Raw genomic sequence first — 18,828 nt, 5'->3', positions numbered from 1 at the left:
GCATGCCTTTCTGGATCGAGTTGCTGGTAAGCATTTGCCTGATCGTCGGCAGTCTGTTCGCGTTGGTCGGTGCCATCGGCCTGTACCGCCTGCCGGATTTCTATACCCGTCTGCATGGCCCGACCAAGGCGACCACCCTGGGGGTTGGCGGGATCGTCATTGCATCGATGATCTTCTTTGGCAGCCGGACCGAGGGGCTGAGTCTGCACGAGTTGCTGATCACCCTGTTTCTCTTCCTCACCGCCCCGGTGAGTGCCCACATGCTGGCCAAGGCCGCGATGCAGCAGAAGCTGCCGTTCATCGAGCGCACGCGCGGCAAGCCTTGGCAGTGAAGGCCGTCGCGCAGCGCTGCCAGCGTCAGATGGTGAAGCTGCTCGGCGACGGTTGGTGCTCGTTTTCCTGTTGCAGTTGCGCGATCAGCGCCTGCTGCAGCTGCGCGCAGAGCTGTGGATCCGACAGCGGCTGATTGTCGGCGTTGGTAACGAAAAACACGTCTTCGACCCGCTCGCCCAGCGTGGCGATCTTGGCGTTCTGCACCGACAGGTCGAAGGCCAGGAACAACTGCCCGACTCGGGCAAGCAGGCCGGGGCGATCCGGTGCGATGATCTCGATGATCGTCTGCGGGCGCTGGGTATCGTTGTGGATCGTGACCTGCGGCGGGAAGGCGAAGTGCTTGAGCTGGCGCGGCACGTGGCGCTGGATGATGGTGAGGTACTCGTCGGGATTGCGTACCGCGTCGATCAGACCCTGGCGAATTTCCTCGATCCGCTCGCGATTGTCGCCGATCGGCGTGCCGTCGGCGTCCAGCACGATGTAGGTGTCGAGCGTGAACTGGCTGCTCGAAGTGATGATGCGGGCATCGTGGATGTTCAGGTTGAGCTGGTCCATCGCCGCCACTGTCACGGCGAAGAAGTCGTGCTGGTCCGGCGCATAGATGAAGATCTGCGTGCCGCCCTCGAATTCGCGCTGCGTGGTTTCCTTGATCAGCACCAGCGGGCCGTTGTCTTCGCCGTGCGCGAGGATCGCCGCGGTATGCCAGGCCACGTCGCTGGCCGAGTGGCGCATGAAATAGTCGTCACCCAGTTGCGCCCAGAGCTGCTCGGCCTCGTCGGGGTCGCTGCCGTTGCGAACCAGTTCGTCCAGTGCGGCGCGCTGGGTCTGGCGGATCTGCTCCTCGCGCCCCAGCGGATTCTCCAGGCCGCGCTGCAACGCGCGCTGGGTGGCGGTGTGCAGCTGGCGCAGCAGGCTCGCACGCCAGGAATTCCACAGCGTCGGATTGGTCGCGTTGATGTCCGCGACGGTCAGCACGTAGAGATAGTCGAGATGCGTCTCGTCGCCTACCTGCTGAGCGAAATCGATGATCACCTGCGGATCGGAAAGGTCCTTGCGCTGGGCGGTCGTGGACATGACCAGGTGATTCTGTACCAGCCAGACGACCAGTCGCGTATCCCAGGCCGGCAGCTTGTGCCGGTTGCAAAACTGCTCAGCGTCCACTGCGCCCAGCTCGGAGTGATCGCCGCCGCGGCCCTTGGCTATGTCGTGATAGAGCCCCGCGATATAGATCAGCTCCGGCTTGGGCAGGCGCTCGATCAGCGCGCTGGCCAGCGGATACTTCTCCGCCACGCCCGGCTTGGTTAGCTTGCGCAGGTATTTGATGACATTGAGCGTGTGGGCGTCGACCGTATAGATGTGGAACAGGTCGTGCTGCATCTGTCCGACGATATGGCCGAATTCCGGGAGGTAGCGGCCGAGAATGCCGTAGCGGTTCATTCGCCGCAGGTTGCGATGGATGCCTTCCTTGCACTTGAACAGCTCGATGAACAGGCTGGTGTTGCGAATGTCGCTGCGAAAATCGTCGTCGATCAGGTAGCGATGATCGCGTAGTAGGCGGATGGTGTTGGCGCGTACGCCCTGAATCTGCGGATGCTGGGCGAGCAGGACGAACGTTTCCAGGATTGCGAACGGGGTGCGCTTGAAGACCGCCGGGTCGCGGACTTCGAGATAGTCGTCGCGCACCAGGAAACGGCTGTTGAGCTTGATGCTCGGGCCGGAGTCGCCTTCCCAGAGGATGGCCTCGGCGAAGTGCTGGCCGACCAGATCGCTCAGCTCGGCGACGCTCATCACCACCCGATAGTACTTCTGCATGAAGCGTTCGATGGCCAGCTTGGCGTCGCTATCCTCGTAGCCGAGCAGGGCGGCGAGCGAGCGCTGGTGGTCGAACAGCAGGCGATCCTCCGCACGTCCGGCCAGCATGTGCAGGCCGTAGCGTACCTTCCAGAGAAACTCCTGAGCGGCGGTCAGCAGGCTGAGTTCGCCCTCGGTGAGGAAGCCCTGATCGACCATGGCCTGCAGATCGAGCGTGCCGAATTGCCGACGGGCGATCCAGAGGATCGTCTGGATGTCGCGCAGGCCGCCAGGCGAGCGCTTCACGTTCGGCTCCAGGTTGTATTCGGTGTTGTTGTACTTGGAATGCCGCTGGCGCTGCTCGTTGCGCTTGGCGAGGAAGAAGTCTTTGCTTGGCCACATCACATCGGGTCGGGTGACTTCCAGCATCTTTTTACGCAGATGCTCGGGACCGGCGATGGTACGGCTTTCCATCAGGTTGGTGATGACGGTGAGGTCGGCGCGCGCCTCTTCGGCGCACTCGGCGATCGAGCGCACGCTCTGGCCGACTTCCAGCCCGATGTCCCAGAGCAGGGTCAGAAACCCCTCGATCGACTCTCGGAATATTTCGTGATCGCTATCGTCGAGCAGGATCAGCAGGTCGATGTCGGAGTAGGGGTGCAGCTCGCCGCGACCGTAACCGCCGACCGCAACCAGGGCGATATCCGCGCCCTTGCTCCAGTCGAAGCGGCTCCAAGCGGCGCGCAGGATCTGATCGGTGAACCAGGCGCGGTCTTCGATCAGCCGGCGAATCTCTCGGCCGTCCCGAAAGCGTCTGTCGAGGACTTCGCGGGCCTGGCGGAGGGCTTTCTTGAATGCGGCAATCGGGCTGGCCTTGAGCGCCAGTTCGGCCTGGAACTGGCTACGATCGAACAGCTCTGGATCAACCTGAGGCATGCGTACCCCCCGATGCCGTTAGAAATGGAAAGTTCAGGCCGAGGTGCGCGCGATGGTGTCGTCCCGGCGCAGGGTAAAGATCTCGTAGCCAGTGGCGGTGACCAGGATGGTGTGCTCCCACTGTGCGGACAGCTTGCGATCCTTGGTAATCGCGGTCCAGCCGTCACCGAGCAGGCGTGTTTCGGCGCGGCCCTGGTTGATCATCGGCTCGATGGTGAAGGTCATGCCTTCCTTGAGTTCCATGCCTGTGCCGGCGCGGCCGTAGTGCAGCACCTGAGGCTCCTCGTGGAAGACCTTGCCGATGCCATGGCCGCAGTACTCGCGCACGACGGAGAAGCCGTTCTTTTCGGCGTGTTTCTGGATCGCCTCGCCAATGTCGCCCAGGCGAACACCGGGACGGACCATTTCGATGCCTATATATAGGCACTCCTGAGTCACCTTGCACAGCCGCTGCGCCCATTCCGGCACTTGGCCGACGATGAACATCCGGCTGGTGTCGCCGTGGTAGCCGTCCTTGATCACGGTGATATCGATATTGAGGATGTCGCCATCCTTCAACGGCTTGTCGTTTGGAATTCCGTGGCAGACGACATGATTGAGCGACGTGCAGATCGATTTGGGGAAGCCCTTGTAGTTGAGCGGCGCCGGAATCGCCTGTTGCACGTTGACGATGTAGTCGTGGCAGAGGCGATCCAGTTCATCGGTGGTGACGCCGGCCTTGACATGCTCTTCGATCATTTCCAGCACCTCGGCGGCGAGCCGGCCGGCGATACGCATTTTCTCGATGTCTTCGGGCGTCTTGATGGTGACTGTCATGGGAACTCTCGGGCACGAAAGGAAAGGGCGGTATGGTAGCAGCTTGAGGCAGCAAGCCTGAAGCTGGGCGCTCGCCGTCGCTGGCCCGAGCCGAGCATCCAGCGTTCGCTTGTAGCCCGCGCAGGTTTTCTATGCTATAAAACGCGCCGCTCAGCGGGGACCTCCCCGTTGCGCTTGAACCCACACACGCGTCGACACGGTATCCTGGGTGCTCGAAAGAGTTGGATATCGGGACGCGTGGAGGCCTAACCCGACTTATTCGAGGACGTATCATGTCTCAAGTCACCATGCGCGATATGCTGAAGGCCGGTGTGCACTTCGGCCACCAGACCCGTTACTGGAACCCGAAAATGGACAAGTACATTTTCGGCGCGCGTAACAAGATCCACATCATCAACTTGGAAAAGACCCTGCCGATGTTCAACGACGCTCTGCGTTTCGTTGAGAAACTGGCAGCTGGCAAGAACAAGATTCTGTTCGTCGGTACCAAGCGTTCCGCTGGCAAGATCGTCCGCGAAGAAGCCGCTCGTTGTGGCTCGCCGTATGTCGATCATCGTTGGCTGGGCGGCATGCTGACCAACTACAAGACCATCCGCGCCTCGATCAAGCGCCTGCGTGAGCTGGAAGTTCAGTCCCAGGACGGCACCTTCGACAAGCTGACCAAGAAAGAAGCCCTGATGCGCACCCGCGACCTCGAGAAGCTCGAGCGCAGCCTGGGCGGTATCAAGGACATGGGCGGTTTGCCGGATGCGATGTTCGTCATTGACGTCGACCACGAGCGCATCGCCATCTCCGAAGCCAACAAGCTGGGCATTCCGGTCATCGGCATCGTCGATACCAACAGCAGTCCGGAAGGCGTTGACTACATTATCCCCGGTAATGATGACGCCATCCGCGCCGTGCAACTCTATCTGGGCTCGATGGCTGACGCTGTCCTGCGCGGTCGCCAGAATGCTGGTGCCGGTGCCGATGAGTTCGTCGAGGAAGTCGCTTCCGAAGCCGCTCAAGGCTGAGAGTGACGCTCTAGCGTGACACCCGATGGACAAAAAGGGGGCTAGGCCCCCTTTTTGCCACTTCCGAATTGATCGTCCGCGCTGTCGGGCGAATGGTTAGAAACCAATCGAGAGGATTCCGAACATGGCAGAAATCACTGCGGCGATGGTCAAAGAACTGCGCGAGCGCACCGGCCAGGGCATGATGGAATGCAAGAAGGCGCTGGTCGCTGCTGGCGGTGACATCGAGAAGGCCATCGACGACATGCGCGCTTCCGGCGCCATCAAGGCGGCCAAGAAGTCCGGCAACATCGCGGCCGAAGGCGCCATCGCTGTTCGCGTTGAAGGCGGTCGTGGCCTGATCATCGAAGTCAACTCGCAGACCGACTTCCTGGCCCTGCAGGACGACTTCAAAGCGTTCGTCAAGGACAGCCTGGACGAAGCTTTCGAGCAGAAGCTGACTGAAGCCGCTCCGCTGATCGCTTCGCGCGAATCCGCTCGCGAGGCGCTGGTTGCCAAGTGTGGCGAGAACGTCAACATTCGTCGTCTGACTGCGGTCGAAGGCGAAGTGGTGGGAGCTTACCTGCACGGCCATCGTATCGGTGTGCTGGTCACTCTGAAGGGCGGCGACGCTGAGTTGGCCAAGGACATCGCCATGCATGTGGCGGCCAGCAATCCGGCTGTTCTGAGCCCGGCGGACGTTTCCGAGGAGCTGATCGCCAAGGAGAAGGAAATCTTCCTGCAGCTCAACGCCGATAAGATCGCCGGCAAGCCGGAGAACATCGTCGAGAACATGATCAAGGGCCGTATCAACAAGTTCCTGGCTGAAGCCAGCCTGGTTGAGCAGCCTTTCGTCAAGGATCCGGAAGTCAAGGTCGGCGATCTGGCCAAGAAAGCCGGCGCACAGATCGTTTCCTTCGTTCGCTACGAAGTGGGTGAAGGCATCGAGAAGGCTGAAGTCGACTTCGCTGCGGAAGTGGCCGCTCAGGTCGCAGCCAGCAAGCAGTAATACCTCGGTTCCGCTGTCCCCGAAGAGGCTGCCCGCTTACGCGCGCGGCCTCTTTTTCAGAGAAGCGCACAAATTGTTTTTTCGCTTTATGCTCGCCGCCGGGCACCAAACTGCTCACGCAGTGTCCTAGCGCAGATATTTTTTTGTCTGGCCAATCAATCTAGTCATTTGAACGCCGCAGGAGACACATGCCAATGGCTCAGCAGATGAGTTCACGCAATCCTCGCTACAAGCGCATTTTGCTCAAACTGAGCGGCGAGGCCCTGATGGGGTCCGAAGACTTCGGCATCGATCCCAAGGTGCTGGATCGTATGGCGCTGGAAGTCGGCCAGCTGGTCGGTATCGGTGTGGAGGTCGGCCTGGTCATCGGTGGGGGCAACCTGTTCCGCGGTGCCGCGCTTTCCGCTGCGGGCATGGATCGCGTCACTGGCGACCACATGGGCATGCTGGCAACGGTTATGAACGCGCTGGCGATGCGTGATGCGCTGGAGCGTTCGAATATCCCGGCATTGGTGATGTCTGCGATTTCCATGGTTGGTGTGACCGATCATTACGACCGGCGCAAGGCGATGCGCCATCTCAAGTCTGGCGAGGTCGTGATTTTCTCGGCTGGCACCGGCAATCCGTTCTTTACCACCGATTCGGCAGCCTGCCTGCGCGCCATCGAGATCCAGGCGGATGTCGTGCTGAAGGCGACCAAGGTGGACGGCGTCTATACAGCCGATCCATTCAAGGATCCAAACGCCGAGAAATTTGCGCAATTGACCTATGATGACGTGCTTGACCGCAAGCTGGGTGTCATGGACCTCACAGCCATCTGCCTGTGCCGCGACCACAACATGCCGCTGCGCGTCTTCAATATGAACAAGCCTGGGGCCCTGCTGAACATTGTGCTCGGTGGCGCCGAAGGAACCCTGATCGAGGAATCGAACGAATGATCAACGAGATCAAGCAAGACGCGCAGGAGCGCATGAAGAAGACTCTGGAATCGCTGGATAACGCGTTTTCCAAGATTCGTACCGGCCGAGCGCACCCAAGCATTCTCGACAGTGTCATGGTGTCCTACTACGGCGCCGATACGCCGCTGCGCCAGGTTGCCAACGTGATCGCCGAGGATTCGCGTACGCTTGCTCTGACCGTGTTCGACAAGAGCATGATCCAGGCGGTCGAGAAGGCGATCATGACCTCCGATCTCGGGCTTAACCCGGCAACCGCCGGTACCACCATTCGCGTACCGATGCCGGCGCTTACCGAAGAGACCCGCAAGGGCTTCACCAAGCAGGCTCGCGCCGAAGCGGAGAATGCCCGCGTCGCCGTGCGCAACATTCGCCGGGATGCTCTGGCGCAGCTCAAGGAGCTGGTGAAAGAGAAGGAAATCAGCGAAGACGACGAGCGCCGCGGGCAGGATGATGTCCAGAAGCTCACCGACAAGTTCGTTGCAGAGATCGACAAGGCGCTGGAAAGCAAGGAAGCCGATCTGATGGCGGTCTAATCGCCATCCTCGATCTCTAGCCGGCACAATGGACGAAACCGCTGCCGGGCGCGGCAGTCCAATCGATGCATTTGGCCGGCTTTTGCTGCGCCTCTCATCGTTCTAAGCGTGTTTCAGCGCAAGTAGAGTTGTTTGATGGAAAAGGTCAGGCAGATCGCTGGGCGGAATATTCCCCGTCACGTGGCGATCATCATGGATGGCAATAACCGCTGGGCAAAGAGGCGCTTGTTGCCGGGTGTGGCTGGGCACAAGGCGGGTGTCGACGCGGTGCGCGCGGTCATCGAGGTGTGTGCCGAGTCCGGCGTGGAGGTGCTGACGCTGTTCGCTTTCTCCAGCGAGAACTGGCAGCGTCCCGCCGACGAGGTCGGTGCGCTGATGGAGCTGTTTCTCAGGGCGCTGCGCCGAGAAGCGCGCAAGCTGAACGACAATGGTATCCGCCTGCGGATTATTGGCGACCGCTCGCGATTTCACCCCGAATTGCAGGCGGCGATGCTCGAGGCCGAAGCGATTACCGCGCACAACCATCGTTTCATCCTGCAGGTCGCGGCCAACTATGGCGGGCAATGGGACATTCTCCAGGCCACGCGTCATCTGGCGGCCGAGGCTCAGGCCGGTCGCTTGAATCCGGATGAGATTACGCCTGCGCTGTTTCAGGGCTACCTCGCCACGGGCGATCTGCCGCCACCTGACTTGTGCATCCGCACCGGCGGCGAGCGACGCATCAGTAATTTCCTGCTGTGGCAGCTGGCTTACGCGGAGCTCTATTTCTCCGATCTGTTCTGGCCTGACTTCAAGCATCAGGCGATGCGTCGCGCCCTGGTCGATTTCGCCTCGCGTCAACGCCGTTTCGGCAAGACCGGCGAACAAGTAGAAAACGAGGTTAGAGCCGAATGCTGAAGCAGCGGATCATCACGGCGGCGCTATTGCTGCCCGTAGCCATCGTGGGTTTTTTCTATCTCGATGGCATCGCCTTCGCACTATTCATTGGCCTGGTCGTGACACTGGCCGCCTGGGAGTGGGCTCATCTCGCGGGTTTCAATGCACAGCCGGCACGCGTGGCTTACGCTGTTCTGGTCGTACTGCTGCTGGCGGTGCTTTATCAGCTTCCAGTGCTGGCGCCCTGGTTGTTGGTTGCGGCGGTGCTCTGGTGGGGCGCGGCGACCGCGCTGGTGATCGGCTATCCGCGGAGCCGACGTTTCTGGGGTGGAGCGCCAGGCAGTCTGCTGATCGGTTTGCTGATTCTGCTGCCGGCCTGGCAGGCACTCCTGATACTCAAGCAATGGCCGTCCGGCAACTGGCTGATCATCGCGGTGATGGTTCTGGTCTGGGCGGCGGATATCGGTGCGTACTTTTCCGGCAAGGCATTCGGTCGGCGGAAGCTGGCGCCCGCGGTTAGTCCGGGTAAGAGCTGGGAAGGCCTCATCGGCGGCCTGCTGGCCAGTCTGGCCATCACGCTGGCAATCGGACTCAATCGTGACTGGAGCGCACGCGAGTTGGTGCTGGCCCTGCTTGGGGCGGCGTTGGTGGTGAGTGTTTCGGTGATTGGTGACCTGACCGAAAGCATGTTCAAGCGTAGCGCCGGAATCAAGGACAGCAGTCAGCTCCTGCCGGGCCATGGCGGGGTGATGGATCGCATCGATAGCCTCACCGCAGCCATTCCCCTGTTCGCAGTGCTGCTTTGGCTGGCAGGATGGGGTGCAAGGTGACGCGACCGCTGCTCGTTACGGTGCTGGGCGCTACCGGCTCTATCGGACTCAGTACGCTCGATGTGGTGGCGCGCCATCCAGAGCGTTACCAGATATTTGCCCTGACGGCATTCACACGGATGGCTGATTTGCACAAGCTGTGCTTGTTGCATCAGCCACGCTACGCGGTGGTGGCGGAGGAGGCGCAGGCGCGTGTCCTGCAGTCGGAACTGGCGCGCGATGGCGTGTCCACGCGGGTTTTGGTGGGTGAAGGCGGGCTGTGCGAGGTGGCGGCTCATCCGGAGGCGGATGTGGTGATGGCTGCGATTGTTGGCGCCGCAGGCCTGCGTCCCACCCTGTCTGCCGTACAGGCTGGCAAGCGCGTCCTGCTTGCCAATAAGGAAGCGCTGGTGATGTCCGGCGGTCTGTTCATGCAGGCGCTGCGTGACAGTGGAGCGGTGCTGTTGCCTATCGACAGCGAGCACAACGCGATCTTTCAGTGCCTGCCGCGCGATTATGCGCGGGGTATGGCTGAGGTCGGTGTGCGGCGGATTCTGCTAACCGCATCCGGCGGTCCTTTTCGCGAACTACCGGCAGCGGCTCTCGCCAGTGTCACGCCCGAGCAGGCATGTGCGCATCCGAACTGGTCCATGGGACGCAAGATATCGGTCGACTCCGCCAGTATGATGAATAAAGGACTCGAACTGATCGAGGCGTGCTGGCTGTTCGATGCCCGCCCTGATCAAGTCGAAGTGGTGGTGCACCCGCAAAGCGTGATTCATTCGATGGTCGACTATGTCGACGGCTCGGTGCTCGCGCAGTTGGGTAATCCCGATATGCGTACGCCCATCGCCCATGCGCTGGCCTGGCCCGAGCGTATGGACTCTGGCGTATCCGCGCTCGATTTGCTGCGCATCGGTAGGCTCGAGTTTCAAGCTCCGGATGAACAGCGCTTTCCTTGTCTACGCCTCGCCCGACACGCCGCGGAGGCGGGCGGTACCAGTCCGGCGATGCTTAATGCGGCCAACGAAGTGGCTGTCGACGCGTTTCTCGATCGGCGAATTCGTTTCACTGAAATCGCGGGTATCATCGGTGATGTGCTGGATCGCGAGGCATCGGTTCCGGCTCGCTGCCTTGAGGACGTACTGACAGCAGATCGGCAGGCTCGGGCTCTCGCCGGATCCTGGCTCGATCGTCACGGGCGTTAGCCTGGAGGATTCGATGGGCACGCTTTACATGATTGTCGGCACTCTGGTCGCCCTGGGTGTGCTGGTTACGTTTCACGAGTTCGGGCATTTCTGGGTAGCGCGGCGCTGCGGCGTCAAGGTCCTGCGCTTTTCGGTCGGCTTCGGTAAACCGCTACTGTGCTGGTCGGATCGTCACGGCACCGAGTTCGTGATTGCCGCGATTCCCTTGGGCGGCTACGTCAAGATGCTCGACGAGCGAGAGGCCGAGGTGCCGGAGGCATTGCTCGGTGGCGCGTTCAATCGCAAGTCCGTGCGTCAGCGCTTCGCTATTGTTTCGGCCGGACCTCTGGCCAATTTTCTACTCGCCCTGGTGTTCTTCTGGCTGCTGGCAATGCTCGGCAGTGAACAGGTGAGGCCCGTCATCGGCGCGGTAGAGGCAGGCAGTCTTGCCGAACAGGCGGGGCTGGCGGCAGACGAGGAAATCCTGGCCGTCAATGGCAAGCGGGTGGCGGGCTGGGGAGAGGTCAATCTGCAGCTGGTTCGGCGTCTCGGTGAAAGCGGCCAGCTGGACCTGACGGTGCGCGAGCTGGGCGCTTCGCAGGAGCAGCACCGCCGGATTGTGCTGCATGAGTGGCTGAAGGGCGTCGAGGAGCCGGACCCGATCGGTGCGCTCGGTATTCGTCCGTGGCGTCCGCAGGTGGTCCCTGTAATCGCGCAGCTTGACCCCGAGGGGCCGGCACAAGCGGCCGGCGTCGCTCTTGGCGATCGTCTGCTGAGCCTGAATGACCAGTCGCTGGCGGACTGGCAGCAGGTTATCGACCGGGTCGGGAGCCTGCCAGGTCAACCGGTTCGCTTGATTGTTGAGCGGGAAGGCCGACAAGAGGAAATCACATTGACGCTCGGCGTCCGCGGCGAGGGGGCGGCTGCTCGAGGTTATCTCGGTGCGGGTGTCGCTGCGGGCGAGTGGCCCGCCGAGATGCTGCGCGAGGTTAGCTTCGGCCCGCTCGAGGCATTGGCCGAAGGGGGCAGGCGAACCTGGGCAATGAGCCTTCTGACGCTCGATTCGCTGAAGAAAATGCTGCTCGGAGAGCTGTCGGTAAAAAACTTGAGCGGCCCGATAACCATTGCTAAAGTGGCGGGCGCTTCTGCCCAGTCGGGTCTGGGGGATTTCCTGAATTTCCTCGCCTATTTGAGCATTAGTCTGGGGGTTCTCAATCTTCTGCCTATCCCGGTACTCGACGGGGGCCATCTGCTCTTCTATTTGGTCGAGTGGGTTCGAGGCCGGCCTTTGTCTGATCGAGTCCAGGGGTGGGGGATGCAGATCGGTATCACACTGGTCGTCGGAGTGATGCTGCTGGCGCTGGTCAACGATATCGGCCGTCTGTGACGCGGGCTTCTGAATGTCGTTGCACCAATCGCGAGTTCATTTTTTCAGGTTTGAATAAGAAAGGACTTCATGAAACGTCTGCTGCTACCTGCGGTAATTTCCGCGTTGATGATCGCCGAAGTTCACGCTGAGTCCTTTACCATCTCCGATATCCGGGTTAACGGTTTGCAGCGGGTTTCCGCCGGTAGCGTATTCGGCGCGCTGCCGCTGAATGTGGGCGATGCCGCCGATGACGGACGCCTGGTCGAGGCCACCCGCGCGTTATTCAAGACTGGCTTCTTTCAAGACATCCAGCTCGGTCGCGAAGGTAACGTGCTGGTAGTCAGCGTGGTCGAGCGACCATCAATTTCGGCCATCGAAATCGAAGGCAACAAGGCAATCAAAACGGAGGACCTGCTAGCCGGACTGCAGCAGTCGGGTCTTGCCGAGGGCGAGATCTTCCAGCGCGCCACCCTCGAGGGAGTACGCAACGAGCTGCAGCGTCAGTACGTCGCGCAAGGCCGCTACTCGGCTACCATCGAAACCGAGGCGGTTGCGCAACCACGCAATCGCGTGGCCCTCAAGATCAAGATCAATGAAGGCTCGGTCGCCGCCATCAAGCACATCAACGTCGTAGGTAATACGGTTTTTCCTGAAGAGGACCTGATCGACCTGTTCGAGCTGAAGACCTCCAACTGGTTGTCCTTCTTCCGCAACGATGACAAGTACGCCCGCGAAAAGCTCTCCGGCGACCTCGAACGGCTGCGCTCCTATTACCTGGATCGCGGCTACATCAACATGGATATCACTTCTACCCAGGTATCCATCACCCCCGACAAGAAGGATGTCTACGTCACGGTCAACATCGCCGAAGGCGAGCGTTATACCGTGCGCGAAGTCAAACTCAGCGGTGACCTCAAGGTGCCCCAGCAGGAGGTAGAGGCACTGCTGCTGGCCAAGGAAGGGCAGGTCTTCTCACGCAAGGTAATGACCACTACGTCCGAGCTGATCACTCGTCGTCTGGGCAACGAGGGCTACACGTTCGCCAACGTCAACGGCGTGCCGCAGGCACATGACGAAGACAATACCGTTTCGATCACCTTCGTGGTCGATCCGGGTAATCGTGCCTATGTCAATCGCGTCAACTTCCGAGGCAATACCAAGACCGAGGACGAAGTACTGCGGCGTGAAATGCGCCAGATGGAGGGTGGCTGGGCCTCGACCTATCTGATCGATCAGTCCAAGACCCGTCTGGAGCGTCTTGGTTTCTTCAAGGAAGTTAACGTCGAGACTCCGCAGGTGCCGGGCACCGAGGACCAGATCGACGTCAACTACAGCGTCGAAGAACAGCCGTCCGGCTCGATCATGGCCAGTGTTGGTTTCGCTCAGAACGCCGGCCTGATCCTGGGTGGTTCGATCAGCCAAAACAACTTCCTGGGCACTGGTAACCGTGTGTCACTCGGTCTGACGCGCAGTGAGTACCAGTCGCGCTACAACTTTGGTTTCGTCGATCCCTACTGGACCGAAGACGGTGTCAGCCTGGGCTACAATGCGTTTTATCGCACCACTGACTACGATGAGCTGGATTACGACGTTTCCAGCTATTCCGTCGATAGCTTGGGTGGCGGTGTGAATATCGGCTACCCGATCAGTGAAACGGCGCGCCTGTCGTTCGGTTTGTCGGTGCAGCAGGACGATCTGGACACCGGTCGTTACACGGTCGATGAAATCTACGACTTCATGGACGAAGAGGGCGATAGCTTCCTCAATTTCAAGGGTTCGATAGGCTGGTCGGAATCGACGCTCAATCGCGGCGTTCTCGCCACGCGCGGTCACTCGCAGAGCCTGGTCTTCGAAACGACGCTACCCGGCAGCGATCTGTCGTTCTACAAGCTCGACTACAACGGCCAGCTGTTCGTTCCGATGAGCAAGGATTACACGCTGCGCATGCACACCCGTCTGGGTTACGGTGACGCCTACGGCTCGACCTCGCGGCTGCCGTTCTATGAGCACTACTACGCAGGCGGTTTCAACTCCGTGCGCGGCTTCGAAGACAGCAGTCTTGGACCACGTAGTACGCCAAGCCGAGCGTATGATTCTTCTGGGAACCTGTTGCCGGAAGGCTCCTGTGACTCCTCGGGGCGCTGCACCGATGATCAGGATCCATTGCCCTTCGGCGGCAACGTGCTCGTCCAGGGCGGTCTGGAGGTGCTGTTCCCGATGCCGTTCGTCAAGGATCAGCGCTCGCTTCGCACTTCCGTGTTCTGGGACGTCGGTAACGTCTTCGATACCAACTGTCCTTCCGGCTCGGAAGAATGCAGCGATATCGACTTCGGCGATATGGCCAGCTCGGTGGGCGTCGGTCTGACCTGGATCACGGCGATGGGGCCGCTGAGCTTCAGCCTGGCGATGCCGGTGATGAAGCCGGACGATGCCGATACCCAAGTCTTCCAGTTCTCGCTTGGGCAAACATTCTAATACTGCAGCGCTGCGCTTCAGTGTCTTTTCAGGAGTGGTGTATACCGTGCGTAAGTTGACTCAGTTGTTCCTCGTCGTCGCGGCTCTGGTTGCGACTCCGGCCTTCGCCGAGATGAAGATCGCGGTGATGAACTATCAGATGGCTTTGCTCGAATCCGATGCGGCCAAGCGTTACGCAGTGGATGCCGAGAAGAAGTTTGGCCCCCAGCTGAACAAGCTCAAGACCTTGGAGAGCGATGCCAAACGCATCCAGGATCGTCTGGTCAAGGATGGCGACAAGATGCAGCAGGCTGAGCGCGAGCGTCTGGAGCTGGAGTTCAAGCAGAAGGCTCGCGACTTCCAGTTCCAGTCGAAGGAGCTGAACGAGGCCAAGGCGGTTGCTGATCGGGACATGCTCAAGCAGCTCAAGCCGAAGCTTGATCAGGCAGTGGAAGAGGTCATCAAGAAGGGTAATTACGATCTGGTGTTCGAGCGTGGCGCGGTGGTCGATGTCAAACCCCAGTTCGACATCACCCGCCAGGTCATCGAGCGTATGAACCAGCTGCGCTGATCATGTCTTCTATCGTGTATACGCTCGGCCAGCTGGCCGAGCTGCTGGGAGCCACGCTGCGTGGCGATGCGGCTCTGCCGATCCACGGTCTGGCCACGCTGCAGGACGCGGGACCGCAGCATCTCACCTTTCTGGCCAATGCCCAGTATCGCAAGTTCCTTGAAGATACCTGTGCCGGCGCGGTGCTGCTAACGCCGGAGGATGCCGCCGGCTATAGCGGCGCCGCATTAGTTATCGAGAACCCCTATCTGGCCTACGCCCGAGCCTCGCATCTGTTCGAGACGCGACCGGCGGTTGCGGCCGGCATTCATCCGAGCGCGATCATCGCAGCGGACGCTCAGGTCGATCCTTCGGTCTGCATCGGTGCCTATGCGGTCATCGAGGCGGGCGCCTGGATCGGCCCTGATGTGGTAATCGGCGCCCAGTGCTACATCGGTGCACGCTGCCGTATCGACGAGGGTGGGCGGTTGGCGCCGCGTGTCACGCTGTACCACGATGTCAGGATCGGCAAGCGGGTGGTTATTCAGTCCGGCGCGGTGATCGGCGGCGAGGGCTTCGGCTTCGCCAACGCAAAGGGCGTGTGGCAAAAGATCGCTCAGATTGGCGGCGTTACCATCGGCGATGATGTTGAGATTGGCTCCAATACCACCATCGATCGCGGAGCGTTATCCGATACGCTGATCGGCAACGGCGTCAAGCTGGATAACCAGATCATGATCGCGCACAACGTGCAGATCGGAGACAACACCGCGATGGCGGGCTGCGCGGGTATCTCCGGCAGCACCAAGATTGGCCGTAACTGCATGATCGCGGGCGGTGTCGGCATGGTTGGACACATCGAAGTCTGCGATAACGTCTTCGTGACCGGTATGACGATGGTGACGCGTTCGATCACCGAACCGGGCAGCTATTCGTCCGGTACGGCGATGCAAACGGCAGCCGAATGGCGCAAGAGCGCGGCGCGTATTCGCCACCTCGATGATATGGCGCGTCGCCTGCAACAGTTGGAAAAGCGCCTCGCCGCCGTGACCCCGGATGGGGATACGGCTTCTGATGCCTGAGCTATCTCCCCGATCGCCGTCTTTTTCAAGGGTAGTGCCTGCCTGCGCCGGCGGCGCGGGCGATGGCGGCTCCCATACTCATTTACGGGCTTTTTGCTGACATGATGGATATCAACGAGATTCGCGAATACCTGCCTCACCGCTACCCGTTCTTGCTGGTAGACCGTGTGGTCGAGCTGGATACGGACGCCAAGCGCATTCGCGCATACAAGAACGTGACCATCAACGAGCCGTTCTTCAATGGCCATTTCCCGCAGCATCCGATCATGCCGGGCGTTCTGATCATCGAGGCGATGGCGCAGGCCGCCGGTCTGCTGGGCTTCAAGATGATGGGCGCGACGCCTTCGGATGGGACCTTGTACTACTTCGTCGGTTCCGACAAGCTGCGCTTTCGCCAGCCGGTGCTGCCGGGCGACCAGCTGGTCCTCGAGGCGAAGTTCCTCAGTGTTAAACGCGGCATCTGGAAGTTCGAGTGCCAGGCCAGCGTCGATGGCAAGGCGGTTTGCTCGGCCGAAATCATCTGTGCGGAACGCGAACTATGACTTTGATCGACCCTCGTGCCATCGTCGATCCCACGGCCAGACTGGCGGATGACGTCCAGGTCGGACCGTGGTCAATCATCGGGCCGAATGTCGAAATTGGTGAGGGAACGGTGATCGCGTCGCACGTGGTCATCAAGGGGCCGACCGTGATCGGCCGGCATAACCGGATCTTCCAGTTTTCCTCCGTCGGCGAGGATACGCCGGATCTCAAGTACAAGGGCGAGCCGACACGGCTGGTGATCGGCGATCACAATGTGATTCGTGAAGGCGTGACGATCCATCGCGGTACCGTACAGGATCGTTCCGAGACGACGCTCGGCGATCACAACCTGATCATGGCCTACGCGCATATCGGCCACGACAGCGTGATCGGCAACCACTGTATTCTGGTCAACAACACGGCACTGGCGGGCCATGTCCACGTTGGCGACTGGGCGATTCTTTCCGGCTACACGTTGGTGCATCAGTTCTGCCATATCGGCGCGCACAGCTTTTCCGGCATGGGAACCGCCATCGGTAAGGACGTGCCGGCGTTCGTCACCGTGTTCGGCAACCCTGCCGAGGCGCGCAGCATGAACTTCGAGGGCATGCGCCGGCGCGGCTTCAGCGATGAGGCCATTCATGCGCTGCGCTGTGCCTACAAGGTGGTTTACCGCAAGGGGTTGACTGTCGAGGCGGCGCTGGCGGAGCTGGCGGAGGACGCCAAGACGTTTGCGGAGGTGGCGATGTTTCGTGACTCCATCCAGGCCTCGACCCGCGGTATTACCCGCTGATATGCGCGTGCCGCTGAAGGTTGCGCTGGTTGCCGGTGAGTCGTCCGGTGACATTCTCGGCGCTGGATTGATGCAGGCGCTCAAGGCGCGTCATCCCGATGTGCAGTTCATTGGCGTCGGTGGCGCTCGAATGGAAGCCGAAGGCCTGACGTCGTTCTTTCCGCTCGAGCGTCTGGCAGTGATGGGGCTAGTGGAGGTGCTGGGGCGACTTCCCGAGTTGCTGGCGCGACGCCGGCGGCTATTGCGTGACCTGCTTGAGGCGCGGCCGGATGTGTTCATCGGTATCGATGCACCGGACTTCAATCTGGATCTCGAGCTCAAGCTGCGTCGTGCGGGTATTCGCACCGTTCACTACGTCAGTCCCTCGGTATGGGCCTGGCGGCAGAAGCGGGTCTTCAAGATTCGCGATGCCTGCGACCTCATGCTGACGTTGTTTCCGTTCGAGGCAAAGTTCTATGAGGAGCACCGGGTTCCGGTGCGCTTCGTTGGACATCCGCTGGCCGACACGATTCCGCTGCACACCGAGCGTGAACCGGCGCGTCAGGCGCTGGGTCTGCCTGCGCAGGGAATGGTTGTTGCCTTGTTGCCGGGAAGTCGGGGCGGCGAAGTGGCACGTCTCGGCGAGCTATTCCTGGCTGCAGCCGAGCGCCTGCGTGCGGTGCGTCCGGGGGTGCGTTTTGTGCTGCCCTGTGCCAGCCCTGAACGTCGTACGCAGCTGGAGGCCATGCTGGCCGGGCGTGACTTGCCGCTGACCCTGGTGGATGGACGTTCTCACGAAGCGCTGGCAGCGTGCAACGCTGTGCTGATCGCGTCGGGCACGGCAACGCTGGAGGCCTTGCTGTTCAAGCGCCCGATGGTTGTCGCCTACAGTGTGGCACCGTTGACTTACCGTATTCTCAAGCGGCTGGTGAAAAGCCCTTACGTGGCCTTGCCTAATCTGCTGGCGCAGCGCCTGTTGGTGCCTGAGCTGCTGCAGGAAGCGGCGACGCCCGAGGCGCTGGCCCAAGCTCTGTCACCACTGCTCGACAACGGCGATGTGCAGACCGAGGACTTCGACCGGATCCACCGCACCCTGCGCTGCGAGGCCTCCCGCCAGGCGGCCGACGCGGTGCTTGGCCTGATCGGGCAAGGCTGATGCAGTTAGGACTCGACTTCGATCTGGTGCAGGAGCTGGTGGCTGGCGTCGACGAGGTCGGGCGCGGCCCGCTGTGCGGCCCGGTGGTCACCGCGGCGGTGATCCTCGATCCATTGCGACCGATTCAGGGGCTCAATGATTCGAAGAAACTCAGCGAAGCCCGGCGTGAGGTGCTGTTCGACGAGATTCAGGAAAAGGCGCTGGCATGGTGCATCGCTCGCGCCGAGGTGGAAGAGATCGATCGACTGAACATTCTGCACGCCACCATGCTGGCAATGCAGCGAGCGGTAGAAGGGCTCAGTGTGTTGCCGCGACTGGCGCTGATCGATGGCAACCGCTGCCCGGTTCTGTCGGTGCCCAGCGCGGCGGTGGTGCAGGGCGATGCCAGCGTGCCGGCGATCGCTGCCGCCTCGATTCTCGCCAAGGTCAGCCGCGACCGGGAAATGCAGGCCCTGGATCTGGTTTACCCGGGCTACGGGCTGGCCGGTCACAAGGGGTACCCGACTCCGGCGCACCTCCAGGCGTTGGAAAGTCTAGGGCCGACGCCCATCCATCGGCGCTCCTTCGCGCCGGTGCGCGTGCTGCTTGAGCGAGCCGCACTCACATGCACCGCCGCGGCGGTTGGCGAACTGGTCAGCTGATCGCCAGCTGTCACAGCGCCTTCTGGCGCCATTCCGCGGCC

General features: G+C 61.0%; 18 protein-coding genes. 16 read left to right on the top strand and 2 right to left on the bottom strand.

What is annotated here, in order from left to right; translation table 11 throughout:
* Positions 1 to 2 precede the first annotated feature (2 nt).
* The gene (locus U8L64_RS13035) at positions 3 to 332 is read left to right on the top strand and encodes a Na+/H+ antiporter subunit G (RefSeq protein ID WP_043296540.1); all 330 of its coding nucleotides are present in this window, start codon (positions 3 to 5) and stop codon (positions 330 to 332) included.
* A 25-nt stretch (positions 333 to 357) separates the two neighbouring features.
* Here the strand turns inward: U8L64_RS13035 and U8L64_RS13030 are convergent, their stop codons facing one another.
* Entirely contained in the window at positions 358 to 3,060 is a 2,703-nt protein-coding gene (locus U8L64_RS13030) for a [protein-PII] uridylyltransferase (protein ID WP_333397964.1), read from the bottom strand.
* Positions 3,061 to 3,093: 33 nt separating this feature from the next.
* Entirely contained in the window at positions 3,094 to 3,876 is a 783-nt protein-coding gene (gene map, locus U8L64_RS13025) for a type I methionyl aminopeptidase (protein WP_043296536.1), read from the bottom strand.
* Positions 3,877 to 4,148: 272 nt separating this feature from the next.
* On the opposite strand from map, the gene rpsB reads away from it, so the two are divergent.
* The 15 genes from rpsB to rnhB all read left to right on the top strand — a co-directional run bounded on the left by rpsB (position 4,149) and on the right by rnhB (position 18,787).
* Positions 4,149 to 4,889, top strand: coding sequence for a 30S ribosomal protein S2 (gene rpsB, locus U8L64_RS13020; protein ID WP_008566876.1), 741 nt, complete (start codon positions 4,149 to 4,151; stop codon positions 4,887 to 4,889).
* 124 nt (positions 4,890 to 5,013) lie between these two features.
* Positions 5,014 to 5,877: a translation elongation factor Ts gene (tsf, locus tag U8L64_RS13015; RefSeq protein ID WP_054095316.1), complete on the top strand. Its 864-nt coding sequence runs from the start codon at positions 5,014 to 5,016 to the stop codon at positions 5,875 to 5,877.
* 194 nt (positions 5,878 to 6,071) lie between these two features.
* Positions 6,072 to 6,815: a UMP kinase gene (gene pyrH, locus U8L64_RS13010; RefSeq protein ID WP_043296530.1), complete on the top strand. Its 744-nt coding sequence runs from the start codon at positions 6,072 to 6,074 to the stop codon at positions 6,813 to 6,815.
* A complete protein-coding gene (gene frr / locus U8L64_RS13005; protein ID WP_043296528.1) occupies positions 6,812 to 7,369 on the top strand; it encodes a ribosome recycling factor in 558 nt (185 codons plus the stop codon). The genes pyrH and frr overlap by 4 nt, the downstream gene beginning before the upstream one ends.
* A gap of 135 nt (positions 7,370 to 7,504) precedes the next feature.
* A complete protein-coding gene (gene uppS, locus U8L64_RS13000) occupies positions 7,505 to 8,266 on the top strand; it encodes a polyprenyl diphosphate synthase (RefSeq protein WP_043296526.1) in 762 nt (253 codons plus the stop codon).
* Complete coding sequence (locus tag U8L64_RS12995) at positions 8,260 to 9,075, top strand: phosphatidate cytidylyltransferase (RefSeq protein ID WP_138299697.1); 816 nt, start codon at positions 8,260 to 8,262, stop codon at positions 9,073 to 9,075. Before uppS ends, U8L64_RS12995 begins: the two co-directional genes overlap by 7 nt.
* Positions 9,060 to 10,262 (top strand): 1-deoxy-D-xylulose-5-phosphate reductoisomerase, encoded by a 1,203-nt coding sequence (gene ispC / locus U8L64_RS12990; protein WP_138299698.1) that lies wholly within the window; start codon positions 9,060 to 9,062, stop codon positions 10,260 to 10,262. Before U8L64_RS12995 ends, ispC begins: the two co-directional genes overlap by 16 nt.
* 13 nt (positions 10,263 to 10,275) lie before the next feature.
* Positions 10,276 to 11,628: an RIP metalloprotease RseP gene (gene rseP / locus U8L64_RS12985; protein ID WP_333397956.1), complete on the top strand. Its 1,353-nt coding sequence runs from the start codon at positions 10,276 to 10,278 to the stop codon at positions 11,626 to 11,628.
* A gap of 69 nt (positions 11,629 to 11,697) precedes the next feature.
* A complete protein-coding gene (gene bamA / locus U8L64_RS12980; protein WP_333397954.1) occupies positions 11,698 to 14,085 on the top strand; it encodes an outer membrane protein assembly factor BamA in 2,388 nt (795 codons plus the stop codon).
* Between the two features lie 46 nt (positions 14,086 to 14,131).
* A complete protein-coding gene (locus U8L64_RS12975; protein ID WP_003290720.1) occupies positions 14,132 to 14,635 on the top strand; it encodes an OmpH family outer membrane protein in 504 nt (167 codons plus the stop codon).
* The gene (gene lpxD / locus U8L64_RS12970; protein ID WP_156716548.1) at positions 14,635 to 15,696 is read left to right on the top strand and encodes a UDP-3-O-(3-hydroxymyristoyl)glucosamine N-acyltransferase; all 1,062 of its coding nucleotides are present in this window, start codon (positions 14,635 to 14,637) and stop codon (positions 15,694 to 15,696) included. The genes U8L64_RS12975 and lpxD overlap by 1 nt, the downstream gene beginning before the upstream one ends.
* 101 nt (positions 15,697 to 15,797) lie before the next feature.
* Positions 15,798 to 16,238: a 3-hydroxyacyl-ACP dehydratase FabZ gene (fabZ, locus tag U8L64_RS12965; protein WP_043296514.1), complete on the top strand. Its 441-nt coding sequence runs from the start codon at positions 15,798 to 15,800 to the stop codon at positions 16,236 to 16,238.
* Positions 16,235 to 17,011 carry an acyl-ACP--UDP-N-acetylglucosamine O-acyltransferase gene (gene lpxA / locus U8L64_RS12960; RefSeq protein WP_008566889.1) on the top strand — a complete coding sequence of 259 codons (777 nt, stop codon included), beginning with the start codon at positions 16,235 to 16,237 and terminating at the stop codon, positions 17,009 to 17,011. The genes fabZ and lpxA overlap by 4 nt, the downstream gene beginning before the upstream one ends.
* Position 17,012: 1 nt before the next feature.
* The gene (gene lpxB, locus U8L64_RS12955; protein ID WP_333397950.1) at positions 17,013 to 18,146 is read left to right on the top strand and encodes a lipid-A-disaccharide synthase; all 1,134 of its coding nucleotides are present in this window, start codon (positions 17,013 to 17,015) and stop codon (positions 18,144 to 18,146) included.
* Positions 18,146 to 18,787: a ribonuclease HII gene (rnhB, locus tag U8L64_RS12950; RefSeq protein ID WP_043296511.1), complete on the top strand. Its 642-nt coding sequence runs from the start codon at positions 18,146 to 18,148 to the stop codon at positions 18,785 to 18,787. Before lpxB ends, rnhB begins: the two co-directional genes overlap by 1 nt.
* The last annotated feature ends 41 nt before the right edge of the window (positions 18,788 to 18,828 follow it).

This window comes from Pseudomonas sp. FIP_A4 (assembly GCF_036701605.1).
Taxonomy (GTDB): domain Bacteria; phylum Pseudomonadota; class Gammaproteobacteria; order Pseudomonadales; family Pseudomonadaceae; genus Stutzerimonas; species Stutzerimonas phenolilytica.
Note: the sequence above shows the minus strand (reverse complement) of the source record. Positions and strands in the feature narration are given on the sequence as shown.

What these genes read in the sequence shown, in the direction of transcription:
- U8L64_RS13030 (WP_333397964.1), bottom strand. Translation starts at nt 3,060, where the DNA reads ATGCCTCAGGTTGATCCAGAGCTGTTCGATCGTAGCCAGTTCCAGGCC.
- pyrH (WP_043296530.1), top strand. Translation starts at nt 6,072, where the DNA reads ATGGCTCAGCAGATGAGTTCACGCAATCCTCGCTACAAGCGCATTTTG.
- tsf (WP_054095316.1), top strand. Translation starts at nt 5,014, where the DNA reads ATGGCAGAAATCACTGCGGCGATGGTCAAAGAACTGCGCGAGCGCACC.
- map (WP_043296536.1), bottom strand. Translation starts at nt 3,876, where the DNA reads ATGACAGTCACCATCAAGACGCCCGAAGACATCGAGAAAATGCGTATC.
- frr (WP_043296528.1), top strand. Translation starts at nt 6,812, where the DNA reads ATGATCAACGAGATCAAGCAAGACGCGCAGGAGCGCATGAAGAAGACT.
- rseP (WP_333397956.1), top strand. Translation starts at nt 10,276, where the DNA reads ATGGGCACGCTTTACATGATTGTCGGCACTCTGGTCGCCCTGGGTGTG.
- bamA (WP_333397954.1), top strand. Translation starts at nt 11,698, where the DNA reads ATGAAACGTCTGCTGCTACCTGCGGTAATTTCCGCGTTGATGATCGCC.
- ispC (WP_138299698.1), top strand. Translation starts at nt 9,060, where the DNA reads ATGGGGTGCAAGGTGACGCGACCGCTGCTCGTTACGGTGCTGGGCGCT.
- lpxA (WP_008566889.1), top strand. Translation starts at nt 16,235, where the DNA reads ATGACTTTGATCGACCCTCGTGCCATCGTCGATCCCACGGCCAGACTG.
- U8L64_RS13035 (WP_043296540.1), top strand. Translation starts at nt 3, where the DNA reads ATGCCTTTCTGGATCGAGTTGCTGGTAAGCATTTGCCTGATCGTCGGC.
- U8L64_RS12995 (WP_138299697.1), top strand. Translation starts at nt 8,260, where the DNA reads ATGCTGAAGCAGCGGATCATCACGGCGGCGCTATTGCTGCCCGTAGCC.
- rpsB (WP_008566876.1), top strand. Translation starts at nt 4,149, where the DNA reads ATGTCTCAAGTCACCATGCGCGATATGCTGAAGGCCGGTGTGCACTTC.
- lpxB (WP_333397950.1), top strand. Translation starts at nt 17,013, where the DNA reads ATGCGCGTGCCGCTGAAGGTTGCGCTGGTTGCCGGTGAGTCGTCCGGT.
- rnhB (WP_043296511.1), top strand. Translation starts at nt 18,146, where the DNA reads ATGCAGTTAGGACTCGACTTCGATCTGGTGCAGGAGCTGGTGGCTGGC.
- fabZ (WP_043296514.1), top strand. Translation starts at nt 15,798, where the DNA reads ATGATGGATATCAACGAGATTCGCGAATACCTGCCTCACCGCTACCCG.
- uppS (WP_043296526.1), top strand. Translation starts at nt 7,505, where the DNA reads ATGGAAAAGGTCAGGCAGATCGCTGGGCGGAATATTCCCCGTCACGTG.